27 protein-coding genes and 1 tRNA gene are annotated in these 21,633 nt (G+C 64.4%); 13 read left to right on the top strand and 15 right to left on the bottom strand.

Annotation, left to right across the window (positions count from 1 at the left end; genetic code table 11):
* Nucleotide 1 precedes the first annotated feature (1 nt).
* Nucleotides 2-1,255 carry an aminodeoxychorismate synthase component I gene (locus MSTE_RS05330; RefSeq protein ID WP_096499554.1) on the top strand — a complete coding sequence of 418 codons (1,254 nt, stop codon included), beginning with the start codon at nucleotides 2-4 and terminating at the stop codon, nucleotides 1,253-1,255.
* Here the strand turns inward: MSTE_RS05330 and rsmI are convergent.
* The gene (rsmI, locus tag MSTE_RS05325) at nucleotides 1,239-2,072 is read right to left on the bottom strand and encodes a 16S rRNA (cytidine(1402)-2'-O)-methyltransferase (protein ID WP_096499553.1); all 834 of its coding nucleotides are present in this window, start codon (nucleotides 2,070-2,072) and stop codon (nucleotides 1,239-1,241) included. The two genes, MSTE_RS05330 and rsmI, sit on opposite strands and share 17 nt — an antisense overlap.
* A gap of 86 nt (nucleotides 2,073-2,158) precedes the next feature.
* Between rsmI and MSTE_RS05320 the strand changes: the two genes are divergently transcribed.
* Nucleotides 2,159-3,712 (top strand): dolichyl-phosphate-mannose--protein mannosyltransferase, encoded by a 1,554-nt coding sequence (locus MSTE_RS05320; RefSeq protein WP_096499551.1) that lies wholly within the window; start codon nucleotides 2,159-2,161, stop codon nucleotides 3,710-3,712.
* Here the strand turns inward: MSTE_RS05320 and arcA are convergent.
* Nucleotides 3,709-4,923, bottom strand: coding sequence for an arginine deiminase (gene arcA / locus MSTE_RS05315; protein WP_030094551.1), 1,215 nt, complete (start codon nucleotides 4,921-4,923; stop codon nucleotides 3,709-3,711). The two genes, MSTE_RS05320 and arcA, sit on opposite strands and share 4 nt — an antisense overlap.
* Nucleotides 4,924-4,976: 53 nt before the next feature.
* On the opposite strand from arcA, the gene MSTE_RS05310 reads away from it, so the two are divergent.
* Nucleotides 4,977-5,588 (top strand): alpha-ketoglutarate-dependent dioxygenase AlkB family protein, encoded by a 612-nt coding sequence (locus tag MSTE_RS05310; protein WP_096499549.1) that lies wholly within the window; start codon nucleotides 4,977-4,979, stop codon nucleotides 5,586-5,588.
* Here the strand turns inward: MSTE_RS05310 and MSTE_RS05305 are convergent.
* The gene (locus tag MSTE_RS05305) at nucleotides 5,585-6,271 is read right to left on the bottom strand and encodes a DUF5642 family protein (RefSeq protein WP_096499547.1); all 687 of its coding nucleotides are present in this window, start codon (nucleotides 6,269-6,271) and stop codon (nucleotides 5,585-5,587) included. The two genes, MSTE_RS05310 and MSTE_RS05305, sit on opposite strands and share 4 nt — an antisense overlap.
* Before the next feature lie 96 nt (nucleotides 6,272-6,367).
* Between MSTE_RS05305 and MSTE_RS05300 the strand changes: the two genes are divergently transcribed.
* A complete protein-coding gene (locus MSTE_RS05300) occupies nucleotides 6,368-6,682 on the top strand; it encodes a hypothetical protein (protein WP_057963776.1) in 315 nt (104 codons plus the stop codon).
* A gap of 269 nt (nucleotides 6,683-6,951) precedes the next feature.
* Nucleotides 6,952-7,263, top strand: a complete 312-nt coding sequence (locus MSTE_RS05295) for a hypothetical protein (RefSeq protein ID WP_057963775.1) — start codon at nucleotides 6,952-6,954, stop codon at nucleotides 7,261-7,263.
* A gap of 53 nt (nucleotides 7,264-7,316) precedes the next feature.
* On the opposite strand, the gene MSTE_RS05290 is transcribed toward MSTE_RS05295, so the two are convergent.
* The 4 genes from MSTE_RS05290 to MSTE_RS05275 form a co-directional block, all read right to left on the bottom strand.
* Nucleotides 7,317-8,210 carry a metal-dependent hydrolase gene (locus MSTE_RS05290; RefSeq protein ID WP_096499545.1) on the bottom strand — a complete coding sequence of 298 codons (894 nt, stop codon included), beginning with the start codon at nucleotides 8,208-8,210 and terminating at the stop codon, nucleotides 7,317-7,319.
* Between the two features lie 90 nt (nucleotides 8,211-8,300).
* Nucleotides 8,301-9,062 carry a DUF1295 domain-containing protein gene (locus MSTE_RS05285; RefSeq protein WP_096499543.1) on the bottom strand — a complete coding sequence of 254 codons (762 nt, stop codon included), beginning with the start codon at nucleotides 9,060-9,062 and terminating at the stop codon, nucleotides 8,301-8,303.
* A 29-nt stretch (nucleotides 9,063-9,091) separates the two neighbouring features.
* A complete protein-coding gene (locus MSTE_RS05280) occupies nucleotides 9,092-9,724 on the bottom strand; it encodes a sensor domain-containing protein (RefSeq protein WP_096499541.1) in 633 nt (210 codons plus the stop codon).
* Nucleotides 9,725-9,775: 51 nt separating this feature from the next.
* A complete protein-coding gene (locus tag MSTE_RS05275) occupies nucleotides 9,776-10,585 on the bottom strand; it encodes a sulfite exporter TauE/SafE family protein (protein WP_096505463.1) in 810 nt (269 codons plus the stop codon).
* A gap of 88 nt (nucleotides 10,586-10,673) precedes the next feature.
* Here MSTE_RS05275 and MSTE_RS05270 point away from each other — a divergent pair, with 88 nt between their 5' ends.
* The 3 genes from MSTE_RS05270 to MSTE_RS05260 are packed head-to-tail and all read left to right on the top strand — an operon-like array spanning nucleotide 10,674 to nucleotide 12,002.
* Entirely contained in the window at nucleotides 10,674-11,429 is a 756-nt protein-coding gene (locus MSTE_RS05270) for an AraC family transcriptional regulator (protein ID WP_096499539.1), read from the top strand.
* A 16-nt stretch (nucleotides 11,430-11,445) separates the two neighbouring features.
* Nucleotides 11,446-11,721 (top strand): hypothetical protein, encoded by a 276-nt coding sequence (locus MSTE_RS05265; RefSeq protein ID WP_096499537.1) that lies wholly within the window; start codon nucleotides 11,446-11,448, stop codon nucleotides 11,719-11,721.
* 56 nt (nucleotides 11,722-11,777) lie between these two features.
* Nucleotides 11,778-12,002 carry a hypothetical protein gene (locus MSTE_RS05260; RefSeq protein ID WP_046252744.1) on the top strand — a complete coding sequence of 75 codons (225 nt, stop codon included), beginning with the start codon at nucleotides 11,778-11,780 and terminating at the stop codon, nucleotides 12,000-12,002.
* A 30-nt stretch (nucleotides 12,003-12,032) separates the two neighbouring features.
* On the opposite strand, the gene MSTE_RS05255 is transcribed toward MSTE_RS05260, so the two are convergent.
* Both MSTE_RS05255 and sepX read right to left on the bottom strand, forming a co-directional pair.
* Nucleotides 12,033-12,108: transfer RNA gene (locus MSTE_RS05255), tRNA-Ala, on the bottom strand.
* An 84-nt stretch (nucleotides 12,109-12,192) separates the two neighbouring features.
* Complete coding sequence (sepX, locus tag MSTE_RS05250) at nucleotides 12,193-13,194, bottom strand: divisome protein SepX/GlpR (protein WP_096499535.1); 1,002 nt, start codon at nucleotides 13,192-13,194, stop codon at nucleotides 12,193-12,195.
* Between the two features lie 272 nt (nucleotides 13,195-13,466).
* On the opposite strand from sepX, the gene MSTE_RS05245 reads away from it, so the two are divergent.
* Complete coding sequence (locus MSTE_RS05245; protein WP_096505461.1) at nucleotides 13,467-14,360, top strand: DUF559 domain-containing protein; 894 nt, start codon at nucleotides 13,467-13,469, stop codon at nucleotides 14,358-14,360.
* A gap of 24 nt (nucleotides 14,361-14,384) precedes the next feature.
* On the opposite strand, the gene MSTE_RS05240 is transcribed toward MSTE_RS05245, so the two are convergent.
* Genes MSTE_RS05240 through MSTE_RS05230 form a run of 3 tightly spaced genes read right to left on the bottom strand, consistent with a single transcriptional unit; the run spans nucleotide 14,385 to nucleotide 17,312 of the window.
* Nucleotides 14,385-15,038, bottom strand: a complete 654-nt coding sequence (locus tag MSTE_RS05240; protein WP_044104202.1) for a GNAT family N-acetyltransferase — start codon at nucleotides 15,036-15,038, stop codon at nucleotides 14,385-14,387.
* 28 nt (nucleotides 15,039-15,066) lie between these two features.
* Entirely contained in the window at nucleotides 15,067-16,371 is a 1,305-nt protein-coding gene (gene glp, locus MSTE_RS05235; protein ID WP_096499533.1) for a molybdotransferase-like divisome protein Glp, read from the bottom strand.
* Nucleotides 16,372-16,382: 11 nt separating this feature from the next.
* Nucleotides 16,383-17,312, bottom strand: coding sequence for a UTP--glucose-1-phosphate uridylyltransferase (locus tag MSTE_RS05230; RefSeq protein WP_096499531.1), 930 nt, complete (start codon nucleotides 17,310-17,312; stop codon nucleotides 16,383-16,385).
* Nucleotides 17,313-17,410: 98 nt separating this feature from the next.
* Here MSTE_RS05230 and MSTE_RS05225 point away from each other — a divergent pair, with 98 nt between their 5' ends.
* From MSTE_RS05225 to mscL, 4 genes are all read left to right on the top strand, one after another.
* Nucleotides 17,411-17,971 carry a 5-formyltetrahydrofolate cyclo-ligase gene (locus MSTE_RS05225; RefSeq protein ID WP_231896999.1) on the top strand — a complete coding sequence of 187 codons (561 nt, stop codon included), beginning with the start codon at nucleotides 17,411-17,413 and terminating at the stop codon, nucleotides 17,969-17,971.
* Between the two features lie 90 nt (nucleotides 17,972-18,061).
* Nucleotides 18,062-18,388: an FmdB family zinc ribbon protein gene (locus MSTE_RS05220; protein ID WP_096499529.1), complete on the top strand. Its 327-nt coding sequence runs from the start codon at nucleotides 18,062-18,064 to the stop codon at nucleotides 18,386-18,388.
* 64 nt (nucleotides 18,389-18,452) lie between these two features.
* The gene (locus MSTE_RS05215; RefSeq protein ID WP_096499527.1) at nucleotides 18,453-19,127 is read left to right on the top strand and encodes an SAF domain-containing protein; all 675 of its coding nucleotides are present in this window, start codon (nucleotides 18,453-18,455) and stop codon (nucleotides 19,125-19,127) included.
* A 9-nt stretch (nucleotides 19,128-19,136) separates the two neighbouring features.
* Nucleotides 19,137-19,532 carry a large-conductance mechanosensitive channel protein MscL gene (mscL, locus tag MSTE_RS05210; RefSeq protein ID WP_096499525.1) on the top strand — a complete coding sequence of 132 codons (396 nt, stop codon included), beginning with the start codon at nucleotides 19,137-19,139 and terminating at the stop codon, nucleotides 19,530-19,532.
* Nucleotides 19,533-19,559: 27 nt separating this feature from the next.
* Here the strand turns inward: mscL and MSTE_RS05205 are convergent, their stop codons facing one another.
* The 3 genes from MSTE_RS05205 to MSTE_RS25440 form a co-directional block, all read right to left on the bottom strand.
* Complete coding sequence (locus MSTE_RS05205; protein WP_231897069.1) at nucleotides 19,560-20,189, bottom strand: MspA family porin; 630 nt, start codon at nucleotides 20,187-20,189, stop codon at nucleotides 19,560-19,562.
* A gap of 264 nt (nucleotides 20,190-20,453) precedes the next feature.
* Nucleotides 20,454-21,059 carry an MspA family porin gene (locus MSTE_RS05200; RefSeq protein WP_408645908.1) on the bottom strand — a complete coding sequence of 202 codons (606 nt, stop codon included), beginning with the start codon at nucleotides 21,057-21,059 and terminating at the stop codon, nucleotides 20,454-20,456.
* A gap of 369 nt (nucleotides 21,060-21,428) precedes the next feature.
* Complete coding sequence (locus MSTE_RS25440) at nucleotides 21,429-21,632, bottom strand: hypothetical protein (protein ID WP_096499519.1); 204 nt, start codon at nucleotides 21,630-21,632, stop codon at nucleotides 21,429-21,431.
* Nucleotide 21,633: the final 1 nt, after the last annotated feature.

The raw sequence follows: 21,633 nt of genomic DNA, 5'->3' as shown, positions 1-21,633 counted from the left end.
CATGCGCGTCCAGCAGCTCGGCGATCTCGGCGCACCGCCCGCCGTGCTGCGATCCCTTGCCGTCGCCGCACGCCAGACGGGACGACCGGCACCTGCCGCATTGACCGGATGCTGGTTCGATTCACGGGCGATCATCGCCCCGTCCCTCGCCGCCCGCGCGGTGCTTCCACGACAAGCGTTCAGCGGCAATACTTCTCATGCGAATACCGTTCCACCCGGCGCGGTGGGAGGCGGCTGGATCGGCTATCGGGCATATCCGGACCTGGCCGCAGACGCCCGGGCCCCACGACTCCCCGCTTCGGCCGGAGGTTGGAGCGACGCGGTTCTACGTCTGGATAATGACGAATGCTGGTGGTACGAAAGCCTTCTCGATGAAGAATGTCCTCCGTGGATAGTTCAGGCGCTCACCCATCTCCGCGCTCCCGAGGTGTGGTCCATCGACTGGACGGCCCCCGATCGCGAGCGTCATCGCACCGCCGTCGGACGCTGCCTGGAGGCCATCGCCGCCGGTGAGGTGTACCAGGCCTGCGTGTGCACGCAATTCCGCGGTGCGCTGACGGGAGAACCGGTGGACTTCTTCGCCGATGCGATCACCCAAACCGCGCCGGCCCGAGCCGCCTTCATCTCCGGCGCCTGGGGTGCAGTGGCCTCACTGTCACCCGAATTGTTCTTGCAACGCAATGGATCTGATGTACGTTCCAGCCCCATCAAGGGCACCCTCGCGGCGACCGAGGACCCCGCCGCGTTGTTGACCTCGGTGAAGGATGTGGCCGAGAACGTCATGATCACCGACTTGGTGCGCAACGACCTCGGGCGCATCGCGATCACCGGCACTGTCACCGTTCCCGAACTTCTCGCCGTCCACCCGGCACCCGGTGTGTGGCACCTGGTGTCCACCGTCGCCGCGCAGATACCTACCGAGGCCACTGCGGCAGACCTGCTGGCGGCCGCATTTCCACCCGCCTCGGTGACCGGGACACCGAAAACCCGTGCCCGCCAACTACTGCGCCAATGGGAATCGGATAACCGCGGGGTGTACTGCGGCACCGTCGGCATGCTGTCGCCCGTGGCCGGCCTGGAACTCAACGTCGCGATTCGCACCGTGGAAATCGCACCCGACGGAACCGCCGTGCTCGGCGTCGGAGGCGGTATCACCGCCGACTCCGATATCGATGCCGAATGGCAGGAGTGTCTGCACAAAGCGGCTGCCACGGTCGACCTCACCGCGACCGCACTGCTCAAGCCCGCGCTTTGACCACCGCGTCGTAAAGGTCGCGCCTCGACAGCGTCGCGCCGGACTCCCCGATGGCCATCGCGCACGACTCACGCAACCCCATGCCATCGTCCATCAGCTCCTCCACCCTGGTCACCAGGGTGTCGATTTCGGGGACGGCAGGGCGACCACCATCAAGCACCACGGTGATCTCCCCCAGCACCTCGCCCTCGGCCCAGACGGCCAACTCACGCAGGGTGCCCCGCAAGACCTCTTCATGGGTCTTGGTCAGCTCGCGACATACCGCCGCACGGCGTTCGGGCCCCAGCACCTCCACCGCATCGGCCAGGGTCTCGGCCAGCCTGCGCGGCGACTCGAAGAACACACAGGTGCGGGGCTCCGCCGAAAGCTCGGCGAGCCAACGGCGCCGCGCCCCCTGCTTGCGCGGCGCGAACCCCTCGAAACAGAAACGGTCAACCGGAAGCCCCGAAACGGCCAACGCCGTCGTCACCGCCGACGGCCCGGGCAGACATTTGATCGGTATCCCTTTTTTCACGCATGCGGCGACCAAGCGATACCCCGGGTCACTGATCGAGGGCATCCCCGCGTCGGTGACCACCAGCACGTCGTACCCGGCCTCCAGATCGGCCAGCAGCGGCTCGATGCGGCTGGCTTCGTTCTGGTCGTAGAAACTGATGATCTGGCCGCTGATCTGCACATCCAGCGACTTGGCGAGCGCCCGGACCCGACGAGTGTCCTCGGCGGCCACCACCGCGGTCTTGGCCAGCGCCTCGCGCAATCGGGGCGAGGCGTCCCCGGGCTCCCCCAGCGGTGTCGCCGCCAGCAGCAAGTTCCCCATCCCGCAAGACTAAATGCCCTCGTTGCTATCGCTCCAGCCCGCCGCACCAACAGGCCCGGGCCGGGCCCTCCCTTACGATCGACCGTGTGACCGTGCCCGCAACCCTGCCGCCTACGGGGGAGACGTCTCGGAGCTCAGACGGCACCGAGTCGCCGGCGCCCCGGATACCGCCCGCGGATTTCGGGCCCACCCACCGGTTCCAGGGCTGGGTGATGACCGCCGTCATCACAGCAATCGCGGCGCTCACCCGATTCATCAATCTCGGCGCACTCACCGATCGCGGCACCCCCGTCTTCGACGAGAAGCACTACGTGCCGCAGGGCTGGCAGGTCGTCACCAACAATGGCGTCGAAGACAACCCCGGCTACGGGCTGGTGGTGCATCCGCCCATCGGCAAACAGATGATCGCCCTCGGCGAATGGCTCTTCGGATACAACTCGTTCGGCTGGCGATTCGCCGCCGCGCTGTCGGGCACCATCCTGGTGCTGTTGGTCGCGCGGATCGCCCGGCGGATCGGCCGGTCCACCATGATGGGTGCGATCGCGGGACTGCTGCTGATCGCGGACGGTGTCAGCTTCGTGACCGCACGCACCGCACTGCTCGATGTGTATCAGGCACTGTTTGTGGTGGCCGCCTTCGGCGCGCTGATCGTCGACCGTGATCAGGTGAGGGAACGGCTGTACAACGCGTACCTTGACGGGCGCATCGGCGAGACCGCCTGGGGCCCGCGCCTGGGCGTGCGTTGGTGGCGTTTCGGTGCCGGAATCCTGCTCGGATTGGCCTGTGGCACTAAGTGGTCGGGGCTGTACTTCATCGCGTTCTTCGGAGTGCTGTGCATCGCATTCGATATCGCGGCGCGGCGCGCCTACGGCGTGCAGCGGCCCTGGGCGGGCACCGGGGTGCGGGACCTGGGGCCGGCCCTGTATGCGCTGGTGGTCATTCCGTTCCTCGTATACATGGCTTCGTACTGGTCGTGGTTCGCCTCCGAGACGGGCATCAATCGGCATGCCGAAGGCCGCCAAATCGGCGTCGGCAGTTGGGTACCCGATGCCCTGCGATCGCTCTGGTACTACACGCACAGCGTCTACACATTCCATTCGACGCTCACCAACGCCAACGGCAATCATCATCCGTGGGAGTCCAAGCCGTGGACATGGCCGATGTCGCTGCGACCGCTGCTCTACGCCATCGAGGACAAGAACATTCCCGGCTGCGGCGCCAATTCCTGTGTGCGCGCGGTGTTGTTGGTCGGCACCCCGGCCATCTGGTGGCTGGCCGTCCCGGTGCTGCTGTGGGCCACGTGGGCGACGGTGGTCCGGCGCGACTGGCGCTATGCGGCGGCGCTGGTCGGCTACTGCGCAGGATGGCTGCCCTGGTTCGGCAACATCGACCGGCAGATGTACTTCTTCTACGCCACCCCGATGGTGCCGTTCCTGGTCATGATGATCGCGTTCATCATCGGCGATTTCCTGCGCAAGCCGGTGGCCAATCCGGAGCGAAAAACGTTGCGAATGTTCATTGCGACGTTCTATCTGGCGGTGGTGGTCACCAACTTCGCATGGCTGTATCCGATCCTCACCGGCGCCGCCATCTCACCGTTCATGTGGAACATGGAGATGTGGCTGCCCAGCTGGCGCTAGAGGAGATCACGCGATATCGGACAGGACATGCAGCGGGGTCCACCCCGGCCCGTGCCCAACTCCGACGCCGAGATGGCAAGCACCTCAACACCCGATTCCTCCAGGCGCGCATTGGTCTCCACATTGCGCTCATAGGCGACAACCACACCGGGAGCCAATGCCAGGGTGTTGTTCCCGTCATCCCACTGCTCACGTTCGGCGGTCACCGGATCCAGCCCGGTATCGATGACACGCAACTTGCCGATGCCCATCGCATCGGCCGCCGCTTCCACGAACGGAGCTGAACCCGAGATGCTGACCCCACCATCGTTACGCCGAATGGTGAACGCCGACAGCGAATCCTGAATCGCCGGATACATCACGACGGCATCGGTGTCGACCATGGTGCAGACGGTGTCCAGGTGCATCGACGCCCGTTCCTGCGCGATGGGCACCGCGAGCACGGTGTGAGCCAGGTCATCGTCGAACAGGCTGCGCGCCAGGGCTTCCGCACCGGCTGGAGTGGTGCGCTCCCCCACACCGACGGCCACCACCCCGGGCCCCAGCAGCAGCACATCGCCGCCTTCGACGGGGGCCGAATGCGACTCATAGGCCCGCCGCACCCCGAGAAACCGCGGATGATGGGCGTAGATCAGGTCGGTGAGCGAGGTCTCGCGGACGCGCGCCGGAAGCGCCAGCGAGGTGATCGCGAACTTACGACCGATCCAGAACGACGAATCGCGGGTGAACAGCAGATTGGGCAGCGGCTCGATGACGAAATCCGATCCGTGGTGCATGGTCCGCACCAAGGACGGCTGCGCCACCTTGCCGCCCACCGGCAGCTCGTCGAACGTCATCCCACACATCAACACGTAGGCAAGGTCGGCAGCATCCAGCGACCGCAGGTACTCCGAAAGATCCTGCGCTAGCGCATAACCCAGCCTGCGCGCGTTGACCGCCGCCGATATGCCCTGCACCCTGGCGGCGCCACTGGCCAGCGCCTCACGCAGCAGTTCGGAGAGCAGCAGCACCTCGACACCTCGCGAGCGCAGCACCTCGGCGAAGGCGTCGTGCTCCTCTTGAGCGCGCGCCACCCAGGGCAGGCCATCGAACAGCAGCTGGTCGTTGTTGCGCGGAGTCAGCCGCTTGAGCTCGTCACCGGGCCGGTGCAGCACCACCGCCCGCAGCCGTCCCACCTCTGAATTGGCACCCAGCACTGGCGCATCCGTCATGAGAAGACGCTAGCTTGCCACGCAATCGAACATGTGTGCGATACCATGGAGGTGTGACAGCCTCTCCACACGCTGTGCAGGCATCCCTGTTCGGCGCCCCACCGGTCCCGCGCCGCGAGCTGGCCGGCGGCGCTTGGCTTGAGGTACACCATGAATGGCTCGGACGTGCCGATAACCTCATGGGCCAGCTGTTGACGCAGGTGCCGTGGCGCGCCGAACGTCGCCGCATGTACGACCGCACCCTCGACGTCCCCCGGCTGGTCAGCTTCCACGATCTGACCGCGGGCCCGCCACCACATCCGGTGCTGGAGACGATCTGCGACCGCCTCAACGGCGAGTACACCGCCGAACTCGGCGAGCCATTCACCACGGTGGGCCTGTGTCAGTACCGGGACGGCACCGACAGCGTCGCCTGGCACGGCGACACCATCGGGCGCGGACTACGCGAAGACACCATGGTCGCGATCGTAAGCATTGGCGCGACACGCACTTTCGCGTTGCGGCCACGACTCGGTGGCGACTCTATTCGCATCCATGTGGGCCATGGCGATCTTTTGGTGATGGGAGGTACCTGCCAACGAACGTGGGAACACGCGATCCCTAAGACGTCCAAGCCGGTGGGCCCGCGGATCAGCTTGCAATACCGGCCCCGCGACGTGCGTTAAGAACGGACGGCGGCTACAGCCTTGACCAACAGATCCGATGCGCGCTTGCCGTCGGGCAACGCGGGCGGCACCTTGCCGACCGCAACCGGACTGACCGTGACGACCACCATGTAGCGACCGAGATATGCCGAATAGTTGAGCACCTCTTGACCGACGGCCCTGCCCGAGGTTCCGCTGAGCACATCCCGCTTCATGGCGAGGGTGCGCGCACCCTCGATGGCGGGTGCGTCGATCACCTCGGTCTGCCCGGCGATCCCGTTGCCGCGGAAGCCGACCTTCTTGCATTCCGCCGACACCGCGGGGTCGAAGGGGACCTCCTGCGAAGTTTCCACCGCGACCGCTACGTACTGATTTCCGGCGCCCGTGGCGGTGAGCGCGGCCATGTTGCCCTTGAGCCCGGCGGGTACGGCACTGCCGCCGCTGTACTTGGCGCAGCCGGGAGGATCCACCGTCATTCCCTGCGGCAATGGCGCCGGGGAGAGCAGCTTGGGGTCCATCCCCGCCGGTTCCATGGTCTTGACGACGAACTCCGGTCCGAACTGGGTCTTCAGTGAGGCGATGTTTCCGATCTTCACGTTGTGATTGACGGGGTTCTGGACGGTTCGGCCGCAGCCCGGCACCACGAGCGCAAGCGCGCAGGTGGCCCAGATTCCCCAGCTCTTGACGGTCACCGGCTTCAACACCCGGCCACTGTATCGATTCGGACCGAAAAATCGATGGCACCTATAGGGAACAATGTCTGTGTGGCCAAGAGTTAACACCTGTGAGGACGGTATGAGATGAAGACGGCGGCTCGCCTAACGACTGCGGCACTCGGTGTCGGAGCGTTGATGGCTCTCACTACCGGCACGGCGCTCGCCGATGACGCGCAATCGGTCATCAACCAGTACCAGTCGCAGGGCTATCAGGTCATCATCGACCGAAACGGCTCCGCCCCCACCAACAAGTGCACGGTGTCCAACATCCGTAACGGGCAGGACGTCTACCGCACCGAGTATCAGCGCACCTGGATGCCCAGCGGCAAGTGGCTGGTGCTGCCGGTCCGCGTACTCGACCACAAATTGGTGTACATCTCCCTTAACTGCAACGTCTAGTTAGCCTAACCTAACAAGATTTGCCAGTTCGCTGGGTGTTGCACGCCCCGCGGGCCGATACGCGCGCCGCCTGAGAGCGGCCGCAGACGAGAATGTGAATTTGACGTTAATTTCCCCGATTGGGAATCAATCTGGGTATTAGTGCGTTGGACTGGACAGATTCACGAGCGTTGATGATTTGGCGAGTCGGGGATCGGGCATTCGTGTGGTATGCGGACACATTTCCGTAACAGCGAAGCCACGAGGAGTGAGGCGAGAGGAGTGAAATCGTGAAGAGATTGTTATTTGCAGGTATTGCCGCAGTTGGCGTCATCGGGGCGTCGCTGGGATCGGCAAGTGTCGCGCTCGCCGGGCCATCGGGATCGGGCGATGCCAGCGCTGTCATCAATGACCTCAAGACCAATGGGTACCGAGTGATCGTCTCCAAGACGGGCGCTGCGGACCTGAGCAAGTGCACCGTGGCGTCTGTCACGCAGGAGTCGCCGGTGAACAATGTTCAGCCGGCCCGGGATGTGCGTAACAACCCCACCACCGTGCCGACTGTCGACCGCAAGGTCGCGCATGTCGCGCTGAGCTGCTGACACAGCAGACACCTGACAATGGCCCGGGCCACAAGCCCGGGCCATTGTTGTCTCTACTTCAAATGATCGACCAGGGTGCCCTCGGCACCGAACAGTTCGGCTCGCCACTGCTCCAGGAGCACTTCGGTGTCGAGATCGTCGGGATGAAAGTCCTTCTTCATGTAGACGGCCAACCGGCCAATCATCCCGTCGTTCAACAGAGGTCCGCGGATCAATCCGACCGTCTCGCGCAGCACGCGGCCCGGTTGACGCCGACCATCCGGGTCGCTCCACGCAATGGAGAACCAGGAGCCCGCGGTGGCGAATGGCACCGTACCCGTCCAGATGACGGCCATCACCGCACGTCGCAGCCATTCCGGCCCACCGACCGCGCGATAGACGTCGAAGGCGACCGATTTGTGCTCGAGTTCCTCGATCGCGTGCCAGTACAACAGGTTCCGCACCTCGTCGTCGGTCACCATGGCCTGCAGGTCGCCGCTTTCCAGCAGACGCTCGGCCAGAACCGCGGTGTAGTGCTCAAGTGCTGCGGTCGCCGCCAGCATGGTCAACCGGATGTATTTGAGACGGTCCATGTTGGGTAGGTATTTGTCGACCAGGTCTTCGACCTTGCCTGATCGCCGCCCGATGCTCTCGACCATCTTGCTGCGGTAGCCCATTTCCGTGAGCTTCTCGTTGAGCTCGCGATGGTGCAGGCCGTGGGTGACTTCTTGACCGATGAACCCGGCGACACGCTTTTTGAGCGTCGGCTCGGTGATCCTGTCGGCGTAGCGACGCACGGATCGGACGAAGAACTCCTCCCCCGGCGGAAACACCGCGGAGGCACCGGCCAGTACATGACTCAACGCGATGTCGTTGTCGGCGAAGTGCCTTCGCATCGGGACCGGGTCACCGAACCAAAACCTGATGCGTCGCGTCTTCGGGTATGAGGCCGTTACCGGAGCAGCCATGTCGCACACCTCCACATTGATCGTGTAACTCAGTGTTACACGAATCGCTTACGTATTGAAGTAATGCGTAAAAGTTGGTGGCTTAGGTCCCTACAGCAGCCCCGGAATGATCGCCTTGCGCTCGCGCGGATACTCGCCAGGGAATGTTTCGCGGTACCACCGATGGATCGAAAGCGCCCGCGGCAACAGATTGGCAATCGAGAACAGCACGAAGATCAGGGCGGGTAGCGTCCACGCCATCAATGCCCAGCCTGCCCAGAGGATGATCTCGCCGAAGTAGTTGGCCGCCGACACCCACCTGAACGCACCGCCATATGGAATGCGGTATCCATCGAAACCATCGGCTCGCAGGTTGATGAGGATGCGGTCGGCCTGAAAGTTCACCAACCAGCCACCAAGGGCCACAAGGACTCCGAATATGAACCGGGGATCGGTGAACCAGGCGGCACTCTGCAGGTGCGCGGCGAAGGCGACCGCATATCCGTTGGCGAAACCATTGACCGCGTTGAAGACGAAGCCGAAGGCGATCCCGCTGTAGGGGAATCGTTTTCCGCTGCCCTTACGAGAGATCGGATAGATCAGTCCGCGGTACAGGTAGTGACCCTGCCACAACCCATACAGTACAAGCGCCGGTGCGCCGTGGTGGTGCGCGAGGGACCAGAAGGTGACGGTAAACGCCCACCACTGCGGGCATTCAAAGATCAGCCAACCGATCTTCGCGGGTGCGGTAAACCTCTCGTCAGGCTTGGCGAACCGGCCGTAGGGATTGGTGAACCAGAAGCCGCTGACGAAGGTGACGACGGCCAGGACCACCAGGAAAACGACCGCAGCGTGATACAGCTCTGTAAGCACACCGGGACAGTACCGAGTGAACGCTCGTTCTAAGCAGGGTCGATGATGTTCGTCTTCATTTGGTTGGCAACCTGACCGGCGACCTGAGCGTTGTCGGCAGCACCGGACGAGGTCACCCCGTACACCACGTTGCCCGTGGTGTGGATGTGCGTGGCACCGGTGTTGTCGGCCCAGGTGATCGTGATCGGGTTACGCATGCCGAACGTGTACGCGCCGGGCGAATGCGCCTTGCACGTGTTGAAAGCCTCTGTGATCCGACGGAATTCGGCTTGGGCTGCAGGCTTGTCGGGATAAATCGCAATGGCCTCGTGCAATGTCTGATGCGGGTCCGCGCTGCTGTCGACATTCAGCTGACGAAATGCCTGCCAGCCGTCCCCCAAGTCACCTTGGGACGCCGCGTGCAACACGCCGCACGGGTCCGACGAGTTGATGGCGGGCCCGTAGACCGGTGCCGTGTCGGTATGTGTGGTGTCCGCCGTCGGGAAGCCCAGCGACTTGACCACATCAATCCCGGCGAACAGCGAATCCGCAGCGGCGGCACTGACTTTGAGCTCGGTCACCTCGGGCGTGGACGTTTCCACAACCGGACTCGCAGGCTGTGAGCAACCGGCAACTGCGACGAGTGCGAGGAGGCCCGATCCGACCCATACTGTCCGCGCCATCTGAGAATTGTGGACTCTCAACCTGGGAAATTCCTGGGTGTTCGGGGTCTATCAGGTGAAATGTGGCGACAAGACGCCCGGCGACAGCACTATCGCAACGGCCGAAACGATGAGCAGTGCGACATATGCCCAAGCATGCACGGTATCGGGAAGGCGAGGCGGACGTCGCCGCAGCCACACCACGATCGGCAGCGCTCCGATGAGAAGCGCCGCGGCAGATCGCACATCCACCGCGCCGATGATGTACGGCACGTCCGCAGCTGCTGACGTGCCGGTGAGAAAGATCGCCAATGCCGGCGCGCTGATCGCCAGTGTCAACGGATTCGCCAGTGCGGTAGCCATACTCATCGGCTGTCCGCTGCGGCGCAGCAGGGGAACCGTCATCACGCTGCCGCCCACCCCCAGGAATGATGCGACCGCACCGATAGGCACGCCCAGTAGTGGCGACACTGCGAACCCACGCGAGGAGCCCTCGATCATGATGGGGCGGCGCAGGAATCCGGGGCGTGCCAGCACATCGATGATCGTGACCGCGAGATAGAGCACGAATCCCCACATCGCGAGGTGCGGTGGCGCCCACCTTGCCAGCGTCGCACCGAGAACGCCCCCGCACCCCAACAAGGCGATGAGCGCTGCCGCACTTCGCAAGTGTGCCAGTACGGCTCGTGAGGTTGCAACGGTGGCCGCCGCCGCGTTCACCACCATGACGACCGCTGACGTAGCCACCGCCACCTCGGCCGTCCCTGCGGCGAGCGCACTGTCGGCCCAGACGATCACCGGAACACTGACAAATCCGCCGCCGAATCCGAACAGCCCCGTGGTGAGCCCCGTCAGAATTCCGATCACCACCAACACGATCACGCCCATGAGGCCAGTCCAGCCGACGGGAGGGTTGCGGACAATCGAATGACAGCTCGATTCATTCGAGTTTCAGCCATACCCTGTGGGGATGCGGAATGTGCCGCTCGCCGATGTCGACCATCTGCCCCGCGATGTGCTGCCCATCGCCACCGACTACACCAACGGCCAGCTGCTGGATTGGCATGAGCATCGACGTGCACAGTTCCTCTACGGATCCACCGGGACGATGATCGTGGACACCGACGCCGGAACCTGGACAGTGCCCACTCGTCGCGCCGTCATGATCCCCGCGCGCACTCGCCATCGAGTCCGGATGCTGGAGGTGCGCACCGCAAGCCTCTACATCGAGCCGTCGGCCGTCCCGTGGTGGCCGACGTCGTGCGTGGTCGTCGACGTCAGCCCATTGATGCACGAACTACTGGGCGCGGCAGCGGATCTGGCCGCCGACTGCGACCTCGCCGGACGCGACAGAGCACTTACCGCACTCCTACTGCATGAACTGGCATCCTTCACCGCGCTGCCGTTGCATGTCGACATGCCGCGGTCACCCGATCTGGCTCGGCTGTGTCGCGAGTACCTCGACGCTCCAGACGTGTCGATTTCCAATGCTCAATGGGCGCACCGACTGAACACCAGCGAGCGCTCGCTGACTCGCCGGTTCCGTGATGAGGTCGCGATGAGCCCGGCGGCGTGGCGGGTGCGGGCGCGATTACTCGCAGCGGTTCCGCTGCTACGGCAGCAGTCGGTCACCCAGGTTGCCGGACGGCTCGGCTATGCCGCACCCGCCGCCTTCTCCTACGCCTTCAGCCGCGCGTTCGACATTGCCCCGTCCAGCATCCGATGACCTAGAGTTCACAGCTATGAGCCGGACCGCGATCATCATCATCGTCGGAGTTATCGCAGCACTGGCGTTTCTCGCCGTCGGCGCACTGGTCAAGAAGGTCGGCATACAGACAGCCGTCACGCACTTCCTTGTCGCCTGGGCCGGCGTTGCCGCGTTCAACATGGGGGTGGGCGTGTTTGAGGCCGGGTACGGCGTCGCCGAAGAACTACCCGTGTTGCTGGCGGTGTTCGGGGTGCCCGCTGCGGTCGCCGGGATCGGTTGGCTTGGCGCTCGGCGCCTCTCGCGGTCCTGACGGCCGGCGCCACAGCCTCGACGCACAGGTCAGCGCTTGACGATACTGTGGGGCGTATGACGACAACGTTCGTCGGGATCGCAGTGATCGTGGCGATGACCTTTATCGGTATCGGTATGAACGCTGGCCTCTTCAACACCCGCAGGGCACGACAGGCGATTCCGCCGTTGGTAGCCCGGGCGGCGGCTCCTGTGTATGCGCTCAACCGCCGTATCGGCAATCCGGGTCGTGCGGCCAAGCCCAAGGAAGAGCCCGAATCACCGGGCGAACCGCAGAAATGAAAATCCCCCAGGCACGCCCGGGGGTTCTCTTGGTGGAGCTAAGGGGAATCGAACCCCTGACCTTCTCGATGCGAACGAGACGCGCTACCAACTGCGCTATAGCCCCAAGACGCTAAGACCTTACCAGCCGGTCCCGCGTCAGACCGAATCGTGCGATGAGCCGTAAGAAGCGAAGAGCGTCAGCCCCGGCCTACTGACCGACAGCGTGCGGCATGCGGTACTGCCGTGGCTCGTCGTAGTAATCCAGGTGCTCGAAAACCGGGTCCTCATCATCGATTTCGAGGACGGCGGCGCCCGGACGGCGCAACCGCTGGGGAACCACATCGAGCTCACGGTCCGCGACGTTCTCCACGCCGACCACACGCGACCGCTGGTAACGCGCGGCGCGACGACGACGCAGCTGCTCCTCGATGCGGGTCTGGCGACGCAGGTAGCCCAGATAGAGCACCGCCGCCACACCCAGGCCGCCGCAGGCCCACCACGCGGTGCTGGTCGCGGTCGCCGCGACTACCCCGGCGATGACCATTGCCGCGACCAGACCCATCAGCACGCGCTTACGGAAGGCGAACTTGCGTGCGTTCTCCTTGGCCATGACGTCTGGATCGAATCGGCGGCGACGCGACGAGCTGTACACCGGCGGAGCCTGGTGCCGTTCCCGTGTCGGCTCGGCAGGGATCGCCAGACCCGAGGTGTCGTCCACGTACTCGTACTCATAGCTGCGCGAATCGGTTTCGGAGACGGGCGCCTCTTCCAGATCCTCGAGGTCGTCGGACAACGCGGCCTCGCCCGCAGGCAATGCGGTCGCATCCTCGTCGATGACCTCGACGTCTACCGGCTCGTCGGTCTCGAACTTTTCGGGACGAACCTTGCGCACAGCCATGGCCTTGACGGCCTGCGCGGCGTCCTTGTCTTCTTCGGTGGGCTCGCTGGCGATGACGCCGGTCGAGTCTTCGTCCTCGTCGTCGAGTTCGTCGATGTCCTCGCGACGGAAGTCGGGGTCACTACGGTGACCGGCAGCGGGACCGGTGCGGCGCAGTAGCTTGGCGGCCTTCCCGTTGAGAACCCGGGTGGCGAGGGCGACGTCGCTCGTGCGCTTCACCACGTCACGCTTGTTGATCAGCATCGGCACCAGGACGAACAGCCACAGCACGACCAGTCCGATCCACAACACCGATTGGGGGATGCTCGGCATCTCGGCCTGCTCCTTTCTGTGCGCGTCAGGTGTGCCTCTGCGCCTTAAGCCTCAGGTCAAGGCTAGGTTGGCGATCTGCGCACGTTATGAGGCGCGCCGATACCAATTACACACCTGTAATTCTACAGGGGCAAGCATCACAGGCCCCAATAGTCACATCAGTCTCAGTAATATCTCGCGAGCCTGCGCCTCACGACGGTTTTTCCCCCGAAAGCGTCGCGAGACGCAGACTCGCTACGGGGGTGTCGGAGCGCGGTGGGACGCTGCGCGCCATGGGGGACATTCCGTGGCCATTCCGCTCGGCCGACGTACTCGCATCCGGTGCAATCTCCGAACGCCGGATGCGCCGGCTGTATCGGCAGCTGTACCCCGGCGTATTCGTGCCAAGAGATGCGCAGCTCTCGGCGACCGAACGAGCCGTCGCGGCCTGGTACTGGTCGCGACGCCAGGGCATTGTCGCCGGACTGTCAGCATCTGCACTACACGGTGCGAAATGGATAGATGGCGATCGACCAGCTGAACTCGTGTTTGACAACTACCGGACACCGTCCGGATTAACAGTTCACCAGGATTCGTTACTCGCCAACGAAATCACCGAGGTCCACGGCACGAATGCCACGACGCCCGCACGTACGGCGTTCGACCTCGGGCGGCGACTGACCCCCGGCCACGCCGTGGAGAGAATCGACGCCCTGATGAACGCGACCGGCCTGACGACCCCCGAGGTCCACGCGGTGCTGGCCGGCCATCCCGGCGTCCGCGGCGTCGTGCGCCTACGCGAAGTGCTTGAACTCGTCGACGCAGGAGCCGAGTCACCACAAGAAACCCGCACTCGCCTGCTCCTGGTTCGCAGCGGATTCCCTAAACCTCAGACACAGATACGAGTGCTCGACGGATTCGGTGACTTCGTCGCACGCGTGGACATGGGGTGGGAGGACACGAAAGTAGGAATCGAATTCGACGGCGCGCAGCATTGGACGGACCCGCGCCAACGATCCCGGGACATCGACCGTGCCGCAGCACTCACGGATGAAGGCTGGACGATCATCCGGGTGACCTCAGAACTGCTTCGGCACCGCCCCGGCACGATCGTCAGCCGCGTCGACGAAGCACTTCAGATGGCGAGTCTGCGTCTCGCGACGGTTCTTCCCCCGAAAGCGTCGTGAGACGCAGACTCAGCAGGAACGAGCTCAGGCCCAGGCGGCGTTTCCGGATCGCACCAGCATGGCGGCCACCGATCCACGCACTTCCTCGACCGTCATCGCCACCAACAGGTGATCGCGCCACGCACCGTCGACGTCGAGATACCGTTTGAGCAGCCCTTCCTCACGGAAACCGACCTTGGACAACACCGCACGGCTGGCGCCGTTCTCCGGCCGCACCGTCGCCTCCACCCGGTGCAGGGTGACGGGCCCGAAACAGTGATCGAGCCCCAGCGCGAGCGCCGCGGTCGCCACCCCTTGCCGGGTCACCGTGCTGACCACCCAGTACCCGATCCACGCCGAACGCAACGCACCATGCGCGATATTGCCGATCGTCAGCTGCCCGACGAAATTCCCGTTCAGCTCGATCGCGCACGGAATCATCCGCCCCTTACGCGCCTCGGCCCGCAGACCCGAACACAGCGCGGGCCAGGAAGACACGCCGTGCCGCGCCATCCAGTCGACCTCCGAGGACGGTTCCCACGGTTGTAGATGCGTCTGGTCGGCCAGCCGTGCCCGGCTCCACGCCATCCCGTCCCGCAACCGGATGGGCCGCACCGAAACCACTCCTGCGGGCACACGCAGTTTTCCCAGCGGCATCGGCCAACCGGGATGTGCACTCTCTTGCCGCCAGACGCTCATGCGGGCTCCTGGTCTTCGCGCGCGAAGTTCATCCGCGCTGCGCCAGGAACGCGACCTCGACGATCTCCCCGGTACGAACCTGTTCCACCTCGGCAGGCACGATCACGAGGCAGTTGGCCTCCGCAAGCGTCGCGAGAAGATGCGACGACGCACCCGGCGCGCCCAGAATCTGCACCAGATACTCGCCGGTGTCCTGATCGCGCATCAGCTGGCCACGCAGAAAGCCCTTGCGCCCGGCGATAGAGGTAATGGGAGAAACTGTGCGCGCCTGGACAATTCGGCGCTGCGCGTGCCTGCGCCCCAGGGCCAGACGAATCAGCGGGCGCACCATCACTTCGAACACCACCAGGGCGCCCACCGGGTTCGCCGGCAGCAGGAAGGTCGGCACCGCGTCACGGCCCAGCTGACCGAAGCCCTGCACCGAACCCGGATGCATCGCGACGCGCCCGACCTCCATATCGCCCAGCGCCGACAGCGCCTCACGGATCCCCTCTGCGGCGGCACCGCCGACGGCGCCGGAGACGACGACAACCTCTGCCCGGTTCAGCTGACCCTCAAGCACCTCACGGAACGCGGCGGGTTCCGCGCTGACGATGCCCACCCGGTTCACATCGGCGCCGGCATCACGGGCCGCGGCCGCCAGCGCATAGGAGTTCACGTCATATACCTGGCCGTTGCCGGGCGTGCGGTCGACGTCGACGAGCTCGCCGCCCACACTGATCACCGAGAGCCGAGGCCGCGGATGCACCAGCACCCGATCACGCCCGACCGCGGCCAACAGCCCAACCTGCGCGGCACCGATGATGGTGCCCGCGCGGACCGCGACATCACCGGGTTGCACGTCATCACCGGTGCGCCGCACATAGTCACCCGAACGCACCGCGCGCAGCACCTTGACCCGCGACTCGCCGCCCTCGGACCAGCGCAACGGCAGCACCGCATCGGCCAAGGTGGGCATCGGGGCACCGGTCTGCACCCGCACGGCCTGCCGGGGCTGCAGCCGAGTGGGGGTGCGCTCCCCTACCCGCACCGTGCCGACCACGGGCAACTCGACCGTTCCGATCTCGCCGCTGGATTCCTCGAGGTCGTCTTCCTCATCCGGGGCGCCTTCACCCGGGCTGATCACCCGCACCACGCCACCGGCCGCCTGCACATCTACGCTGCGCACGGCGTATCCATCGATGGCGGCCTGGTCAAACCCGGGTAGCGGCCGGGCGGTCACCACTTCCTCGGCGCACAACAAACCCTGGGCTTCGGCGATCGCCACCCGAACCGGGCGCGGCGCGACCGCAGCCGCCGTCACTTTGGCCTGCTGCTCCTCGACCGAACGCACTGGCGCCTTTCTTACTCCGAATCCGGCAGCGTGGCAGGTCCCAGACCCAGCCGCTCGACCAACCATTGCCGCAAGCCCGGACCGTAGTCGTCGCGGTCCAACGCAAAGTCAACAGCAGCCTTGAGATAGCCGCCAGGATTTCCCAGGTCGTGTCGGGATCCGCGATGCACGACGACGTGCACCGGATGTCCCTCATCGATCAGCAAGGCGATGGCGTCGGTGAGCTGTAGCTCGCCGCCCGCACCCCGTGGAATCCGCTTGAGCGCGTCGAAAATTACCCGGTCCAGCAGATACCGCCCGGCCGCGGCATAGTTCGACGGCGCGTCCTCGGCCTTCGGCTTCTCCACCATTCCCTTGACGCGCAACACATTTGGGTTGGCGGCATCGGGGACGATCTCGACGTCAAATGCACCATAGGAACTGATCTCGTCGGGGCGCACCTCGATGGCGCAGAGCACCGAGCCACCGCGCTTGGCCCGAACCTTGGCCATGGTCTCCAACACACCCCGCGGCCATACCAGGTCGTCGGGCAGCAGCACCGCAACGGCGTCTTCGTCGTCGTCAAGGACCGGCTCCACACAGCCCACGGCGTGCCCAAGGCCAAGTGGCTCGGCCTGAACCACCGATTGCACCTTGATGAGTCCGGGTGCACGGCGCACCTTCTCGAGCATGGCGTGCTTCCCGCGGTCCTCGAGCGTGCCTTCCAGCACCAAGTCCTCGACGAAATGCGCGACGACGCCGTCCTTGCCCTCCGAGGTGACGATCACCAGGCGCTCGGCGCCGGCCTCGGCCGCCTCCTCCGCCACCAGCTCGATACCCGGGGTGTCGACCACCGGGAGCAGTTCCTTGGGCACAGTCTTGGTAGCCGGCAGAAACCGGGTGCCCAGACCTGCGGCGGGCACCACGGCGGTGCGCGGGATGGACACGTCAGGGGCCGTCATAGCCACTCACCCTAACCACTGACCACGGGATTGCGTGGGTAAGGCGGTACCGTCACGGAATCGGCTCTCCCCAGAACACCCCAGAGAACATCAAGGACGTGCTGCGGCAACAGATTGTGCAGGCACGACGGGCGATGTCGCGCACCGATCGCGAAAAACAGAACGCCGCGCTCGCCGCGCATGTCGCAACCGCGACTTCGGGACTTTCGGTGGTCGCCGCCTACCTACCGGTGGGATCCGAGCCCGGGACGGTGGAGATGCTCGACGCCCTGGCCACCCGCGGTGTCCAGGTTCTCCTGCCCGTCGCACGTCATGACGAGACTGGCACGCCCACAGCGTTGAGCTGGGGTCGGTACCGCCCCGGAGAGCTGATGGACGCACCCTTCGGGCTGCGGGAACCGGCGCCGCCGGTGTTCGGTCCGGCCGCCCTTGCCGACGCCGAGCTGGTGTTCATCCCGACACTCGCGGTGGACAGGCGGGGAAACCGGTTAGGACGTGGCGCGGGCTTTTATGACCGATCACTGAGGTTCGCCGCACCCTCGGTGGCGTTGATCGCACCCCTGTATGTCGGCGAGATACTCGAGGACATTCCAGCCGGTCCGCACGATGTGCCGGTGACCCAGGCGCTGACCGCAGACGGATTGGTCACACTCGCCTGAATCCCCAGGTCGCCCAGTGGCGGACCTAGCACTCCAACCGGTAGAGTGCTAGTGGCGTTTCATGGCTTGCCAGTTCCTGGAGGACCCCTCATGCCCACCTATTCCTATGCGTGTGCCGACTGCGGCGACAAGTTCGACATCGTCCAGGCGTTCACTGACGATGCGCTGACCGTGTGTCAGAAGTGCTCTGGCAAGCTGCGCAAGCTGTTCAACTCGGTGGGCATCGTGTTCAAGGGCAGCGGCTTCTACCGCACCGATAGCCGCTCGGGCAGCGTGGACGCCGCCTCGAAGAGCGATTCCGGCGGCAAGAGTGAATCCAAGTCCTCCGAGTCCTCGGCGAGCAGCTCATCGACGTCGAGCACCTCGAGTTCCTCCAGCTCGACATCCACCGCCACCGCGTCCGCTGCCGCCGGCTGACGAGTTATCCACAGCGGCACGCCGCCTACTGACGTGGGGATGCGTGCCGTCCTAGCGTGAGGGCATGGCCCGTTCGCCCCTCGATCCCACTGCGCTGCAGCGCGTATCGGCAGCACTTCACCCCGATTGGGCACGATCAGCATTGGCCCGGCGAATCGCGGCCGCGATCCTGGTGCTGTTCGCGGCCGTGCTGGCATTTCGCCCCGACCCGGCCAACGATCGCATCGAGGTGATGGTCGCCGTCCATGACCTGCATCCCGGCACGATCCTGACAGGCGATGATGTACGACTCGAAAAGCGCTCCTCGACAATCCTTCCCGACGGGGTCAGCACCAACGCGTCAACCATCGTGGGTGCGACGCTCGCCGGACCGGTTCGGCGAGGGGAAATGCTCACCGATTTACGCGTGCTGAGCCCGCGATTGGCCGAGTCGGCCGCCGGTAAGGATGCGCGCATCGTCCCGGTGCCACTGGGCGACGCCGCCACCGTCGACATGATCCGCACCGGAGATATCGTCGACATCCTCACCGTGACCGAGCACGGACCTGGCGCATCGGACACCGCGCCGCCCGAACCCGCCGTGCTGGCCACCGGCGCAGTGGTGGTGCTGGTGTCGCCGAAGCCATCAACCAAAGGCATTGGGACGCAGCGGGTGGTAATGGTCGCATTGCCGCCGCAGCAGGCAAATCGTGTCGCCGCAACCGCGTTAGTACAAGCGATAACGCTGACCTTGCGTTAGTGTCAGACCATGCTCAAGGGATTCAGAGATTTTCTGCTGCGCGGCAACGTCATTGACCTCGCGGTCGCTGTGGTCATCGGCGCGGCCTTCACCGCGTTGGTCACCAAGTTCAGCGACGCCGTCATTCAGCCGCTGATCAACCGGATAGGTACCGGCCCCGATTCGGATCACCCTGCGCTCAAGGTTGGGATTGGCGGCGGCCAATATCTGGACTTCAACGTCCTGATCACCGCCACCATCAACTTCATCCTGATCGCGGCGGTCGTGTACTTCCTGGTGGTGCTGCCGTACAACACGATCAAGGAGCGTTTGGCCAAGTCGGGCGAAGACCCTGCCGCCCAGACCGAGGCGGAGCTGCTCGTCGAGATCCGTGACCTGCTGGCCGAGCAGAAGAAGGCGTCCTAACTTCTTCTGCCCGGCCCGCCTGGGCAATTACTTCATGTCCCAGGTTTCGCCGTACGTGGTGACACTGTCACCGGCGCTACTGATCAACCGAGCGTAGGGACGCAGCAGCACACCACCGGCCGCACCGGTCACCGTGCCGTGGGCGTTACTGACCGCAACGGCACCCTTGGGGCCGGCGATCGCAACAGAGAAGGTGGCGACTTCCTGGATGCCGGGGCCGTTGCCCAAGTCGACGTTGATACCCGCCGAAGGCAGCAGGTTCGTGGTCTGAATGTACGAAGCCTCAGGGCCACCGCCGAAGGCGTTCGGAATACCGTAAAGAATCGACGTATTGGGGGTTGTGTAGTTGAAGTTCAAACCCACACCCAGCGACCACGGGTAACCCACCTGATAACCCAGCTCCAGGGTCCCCTCGAACGCGTCAGAACCTGCACCCGTCACCTCATAGGCCGCACGGCCCGAATGAAACCACTCACGGGTGAGGCGGTTGCGGTCCAACGGAAACACACCGTTCAAGAACGTGTCCCACTGCTGAATCCGCAGTATCCGCCCCTTGCCATCAACCAGCGTCAGCTCATCATCCAAACCCGCATGCGCGGGCGCCGTCCCGATTACTGCCAGCCCCACCACGCCAGCCACCGCGAGAATCAATCGCATGAGGGTGTTGTGCATGACCTGCCAGATGCCACCTGTTCTCATTTAGCTCCCTCAATACTCGGGCGGATACACGCCTGGACAATGCCTATTTCGCCAGGACCACATTGTTGCCCAAGCGGGCCAAACGTAACGGCCAAATCATCCCTGCGAGTTTCCCGAATGTTTCCGGCAAGCTAACTCACAGCCGATACACAGATTCTGTAATTACGCGCCGTTCTTAACTGCGCAGCGTCCGGCGGCGGCATTCCTATTAAGTGATGGCAATTACTTCATGTCCCAGGTTTCGCCGTACGTGGTGACACTGTCACCGGCGCTACTGATCAACCGAGCGTAGGGACGCAGCAGCACACCACCGGCCGCACCGGTCACCGTGCCGTGGGCGTTACTGACCGCAACGGCACCCTTGGGGCCGGCGATCGCAACAGAGAAGGTGGCGACTTCCTGGATGCCGGGGCCGTTGCCCAAGTCGACGTTGATACCCGCCGAAGGCAGCAGGTTCGTGGTCTGAATGTAGGAGGCTTCCGGGCTGCCGCCGAAGGCGTTCGGAATACCGTAAAGAATCGACGTATTGGGGGTTGTGTAGTTGAAGTTCAAACCCACACCCAGCGACCACGGGTAACCCACCTGATAACCCAGCTCCAGGGTGCCCTCGAACGCGTCGGCGCCCGGTCCCGTCACCTCGTAGACCGCGCGGCCCGAATGAAACCACTCACGGGTGAGGCGGTTGCGGTCCAACGGAAACACGCCGTTCAAGAACGTGTCCCACTGCTGAATCCGCAGTATCCGCCCCTTGCCATCAACCAGCGTCAGCTCATCATCCAAACCCGCATGCGCCGTCGCCGCCGTCGTAAAGAGAGCAACAAGAGTCATGACTAGGGCGCCAACCGCCAACAGACCGTGGCGGGCCCAGCCCGACACCTTGCTCAACAGCTTCATTCTGTTCCTATCAGTCCACTCATGGCGAACATGAGAAATTCCTAAGCGACGGACAGAAGGACGATATCGGCACGGTGTCCACGCGGCAATCTGAACGTGAGTTCTGTTCGCGGTGGACTCACCCAACTCTTGGCACGTATGTGAAGCCGGAGTTAGCCGAACCCAAGACATCCCCGGGTTAACAATTGGGTGAACGAGCAATTTGCTGGGAAACGCCGAGGCATCACGGGGGAACGGACACCCCGAATGGGTATCCAGGCTTCGCGACCTGGCGGATTTACGCGTCCGATATGCGGGAATTCCTTAGCCGTGATGGGGCGGCACGTTATCGCGCAACCACCGATCACTTTCGTGCACGCCGCGCGAATCGTTCACATCGCGTTCATCTGGACCCAAAGACGGCATCGCCTGGCCGAAGATCCTGTCGATGTCCGCATTGCTGACACTTGTTCCCCCTTCACCATTTTTGTGGCGAAGGTCACAATCAGGGCCCTCGGGGGTCGGCACC

Origin of the sequence: [Mycobacterium] stephanolepidis (assembly GCF_002356335.1) — a bacterium.
Lineage (GTDB): Bacteria > Actinomycetota > Actinomycetes > Mycobacteriales > Mycobacteriaceae > Mycobacterium > Mycobacterium stephanolepidis.
This window is presented reverse-complemented; position numbering and strand designations above follow the sequence as displayed.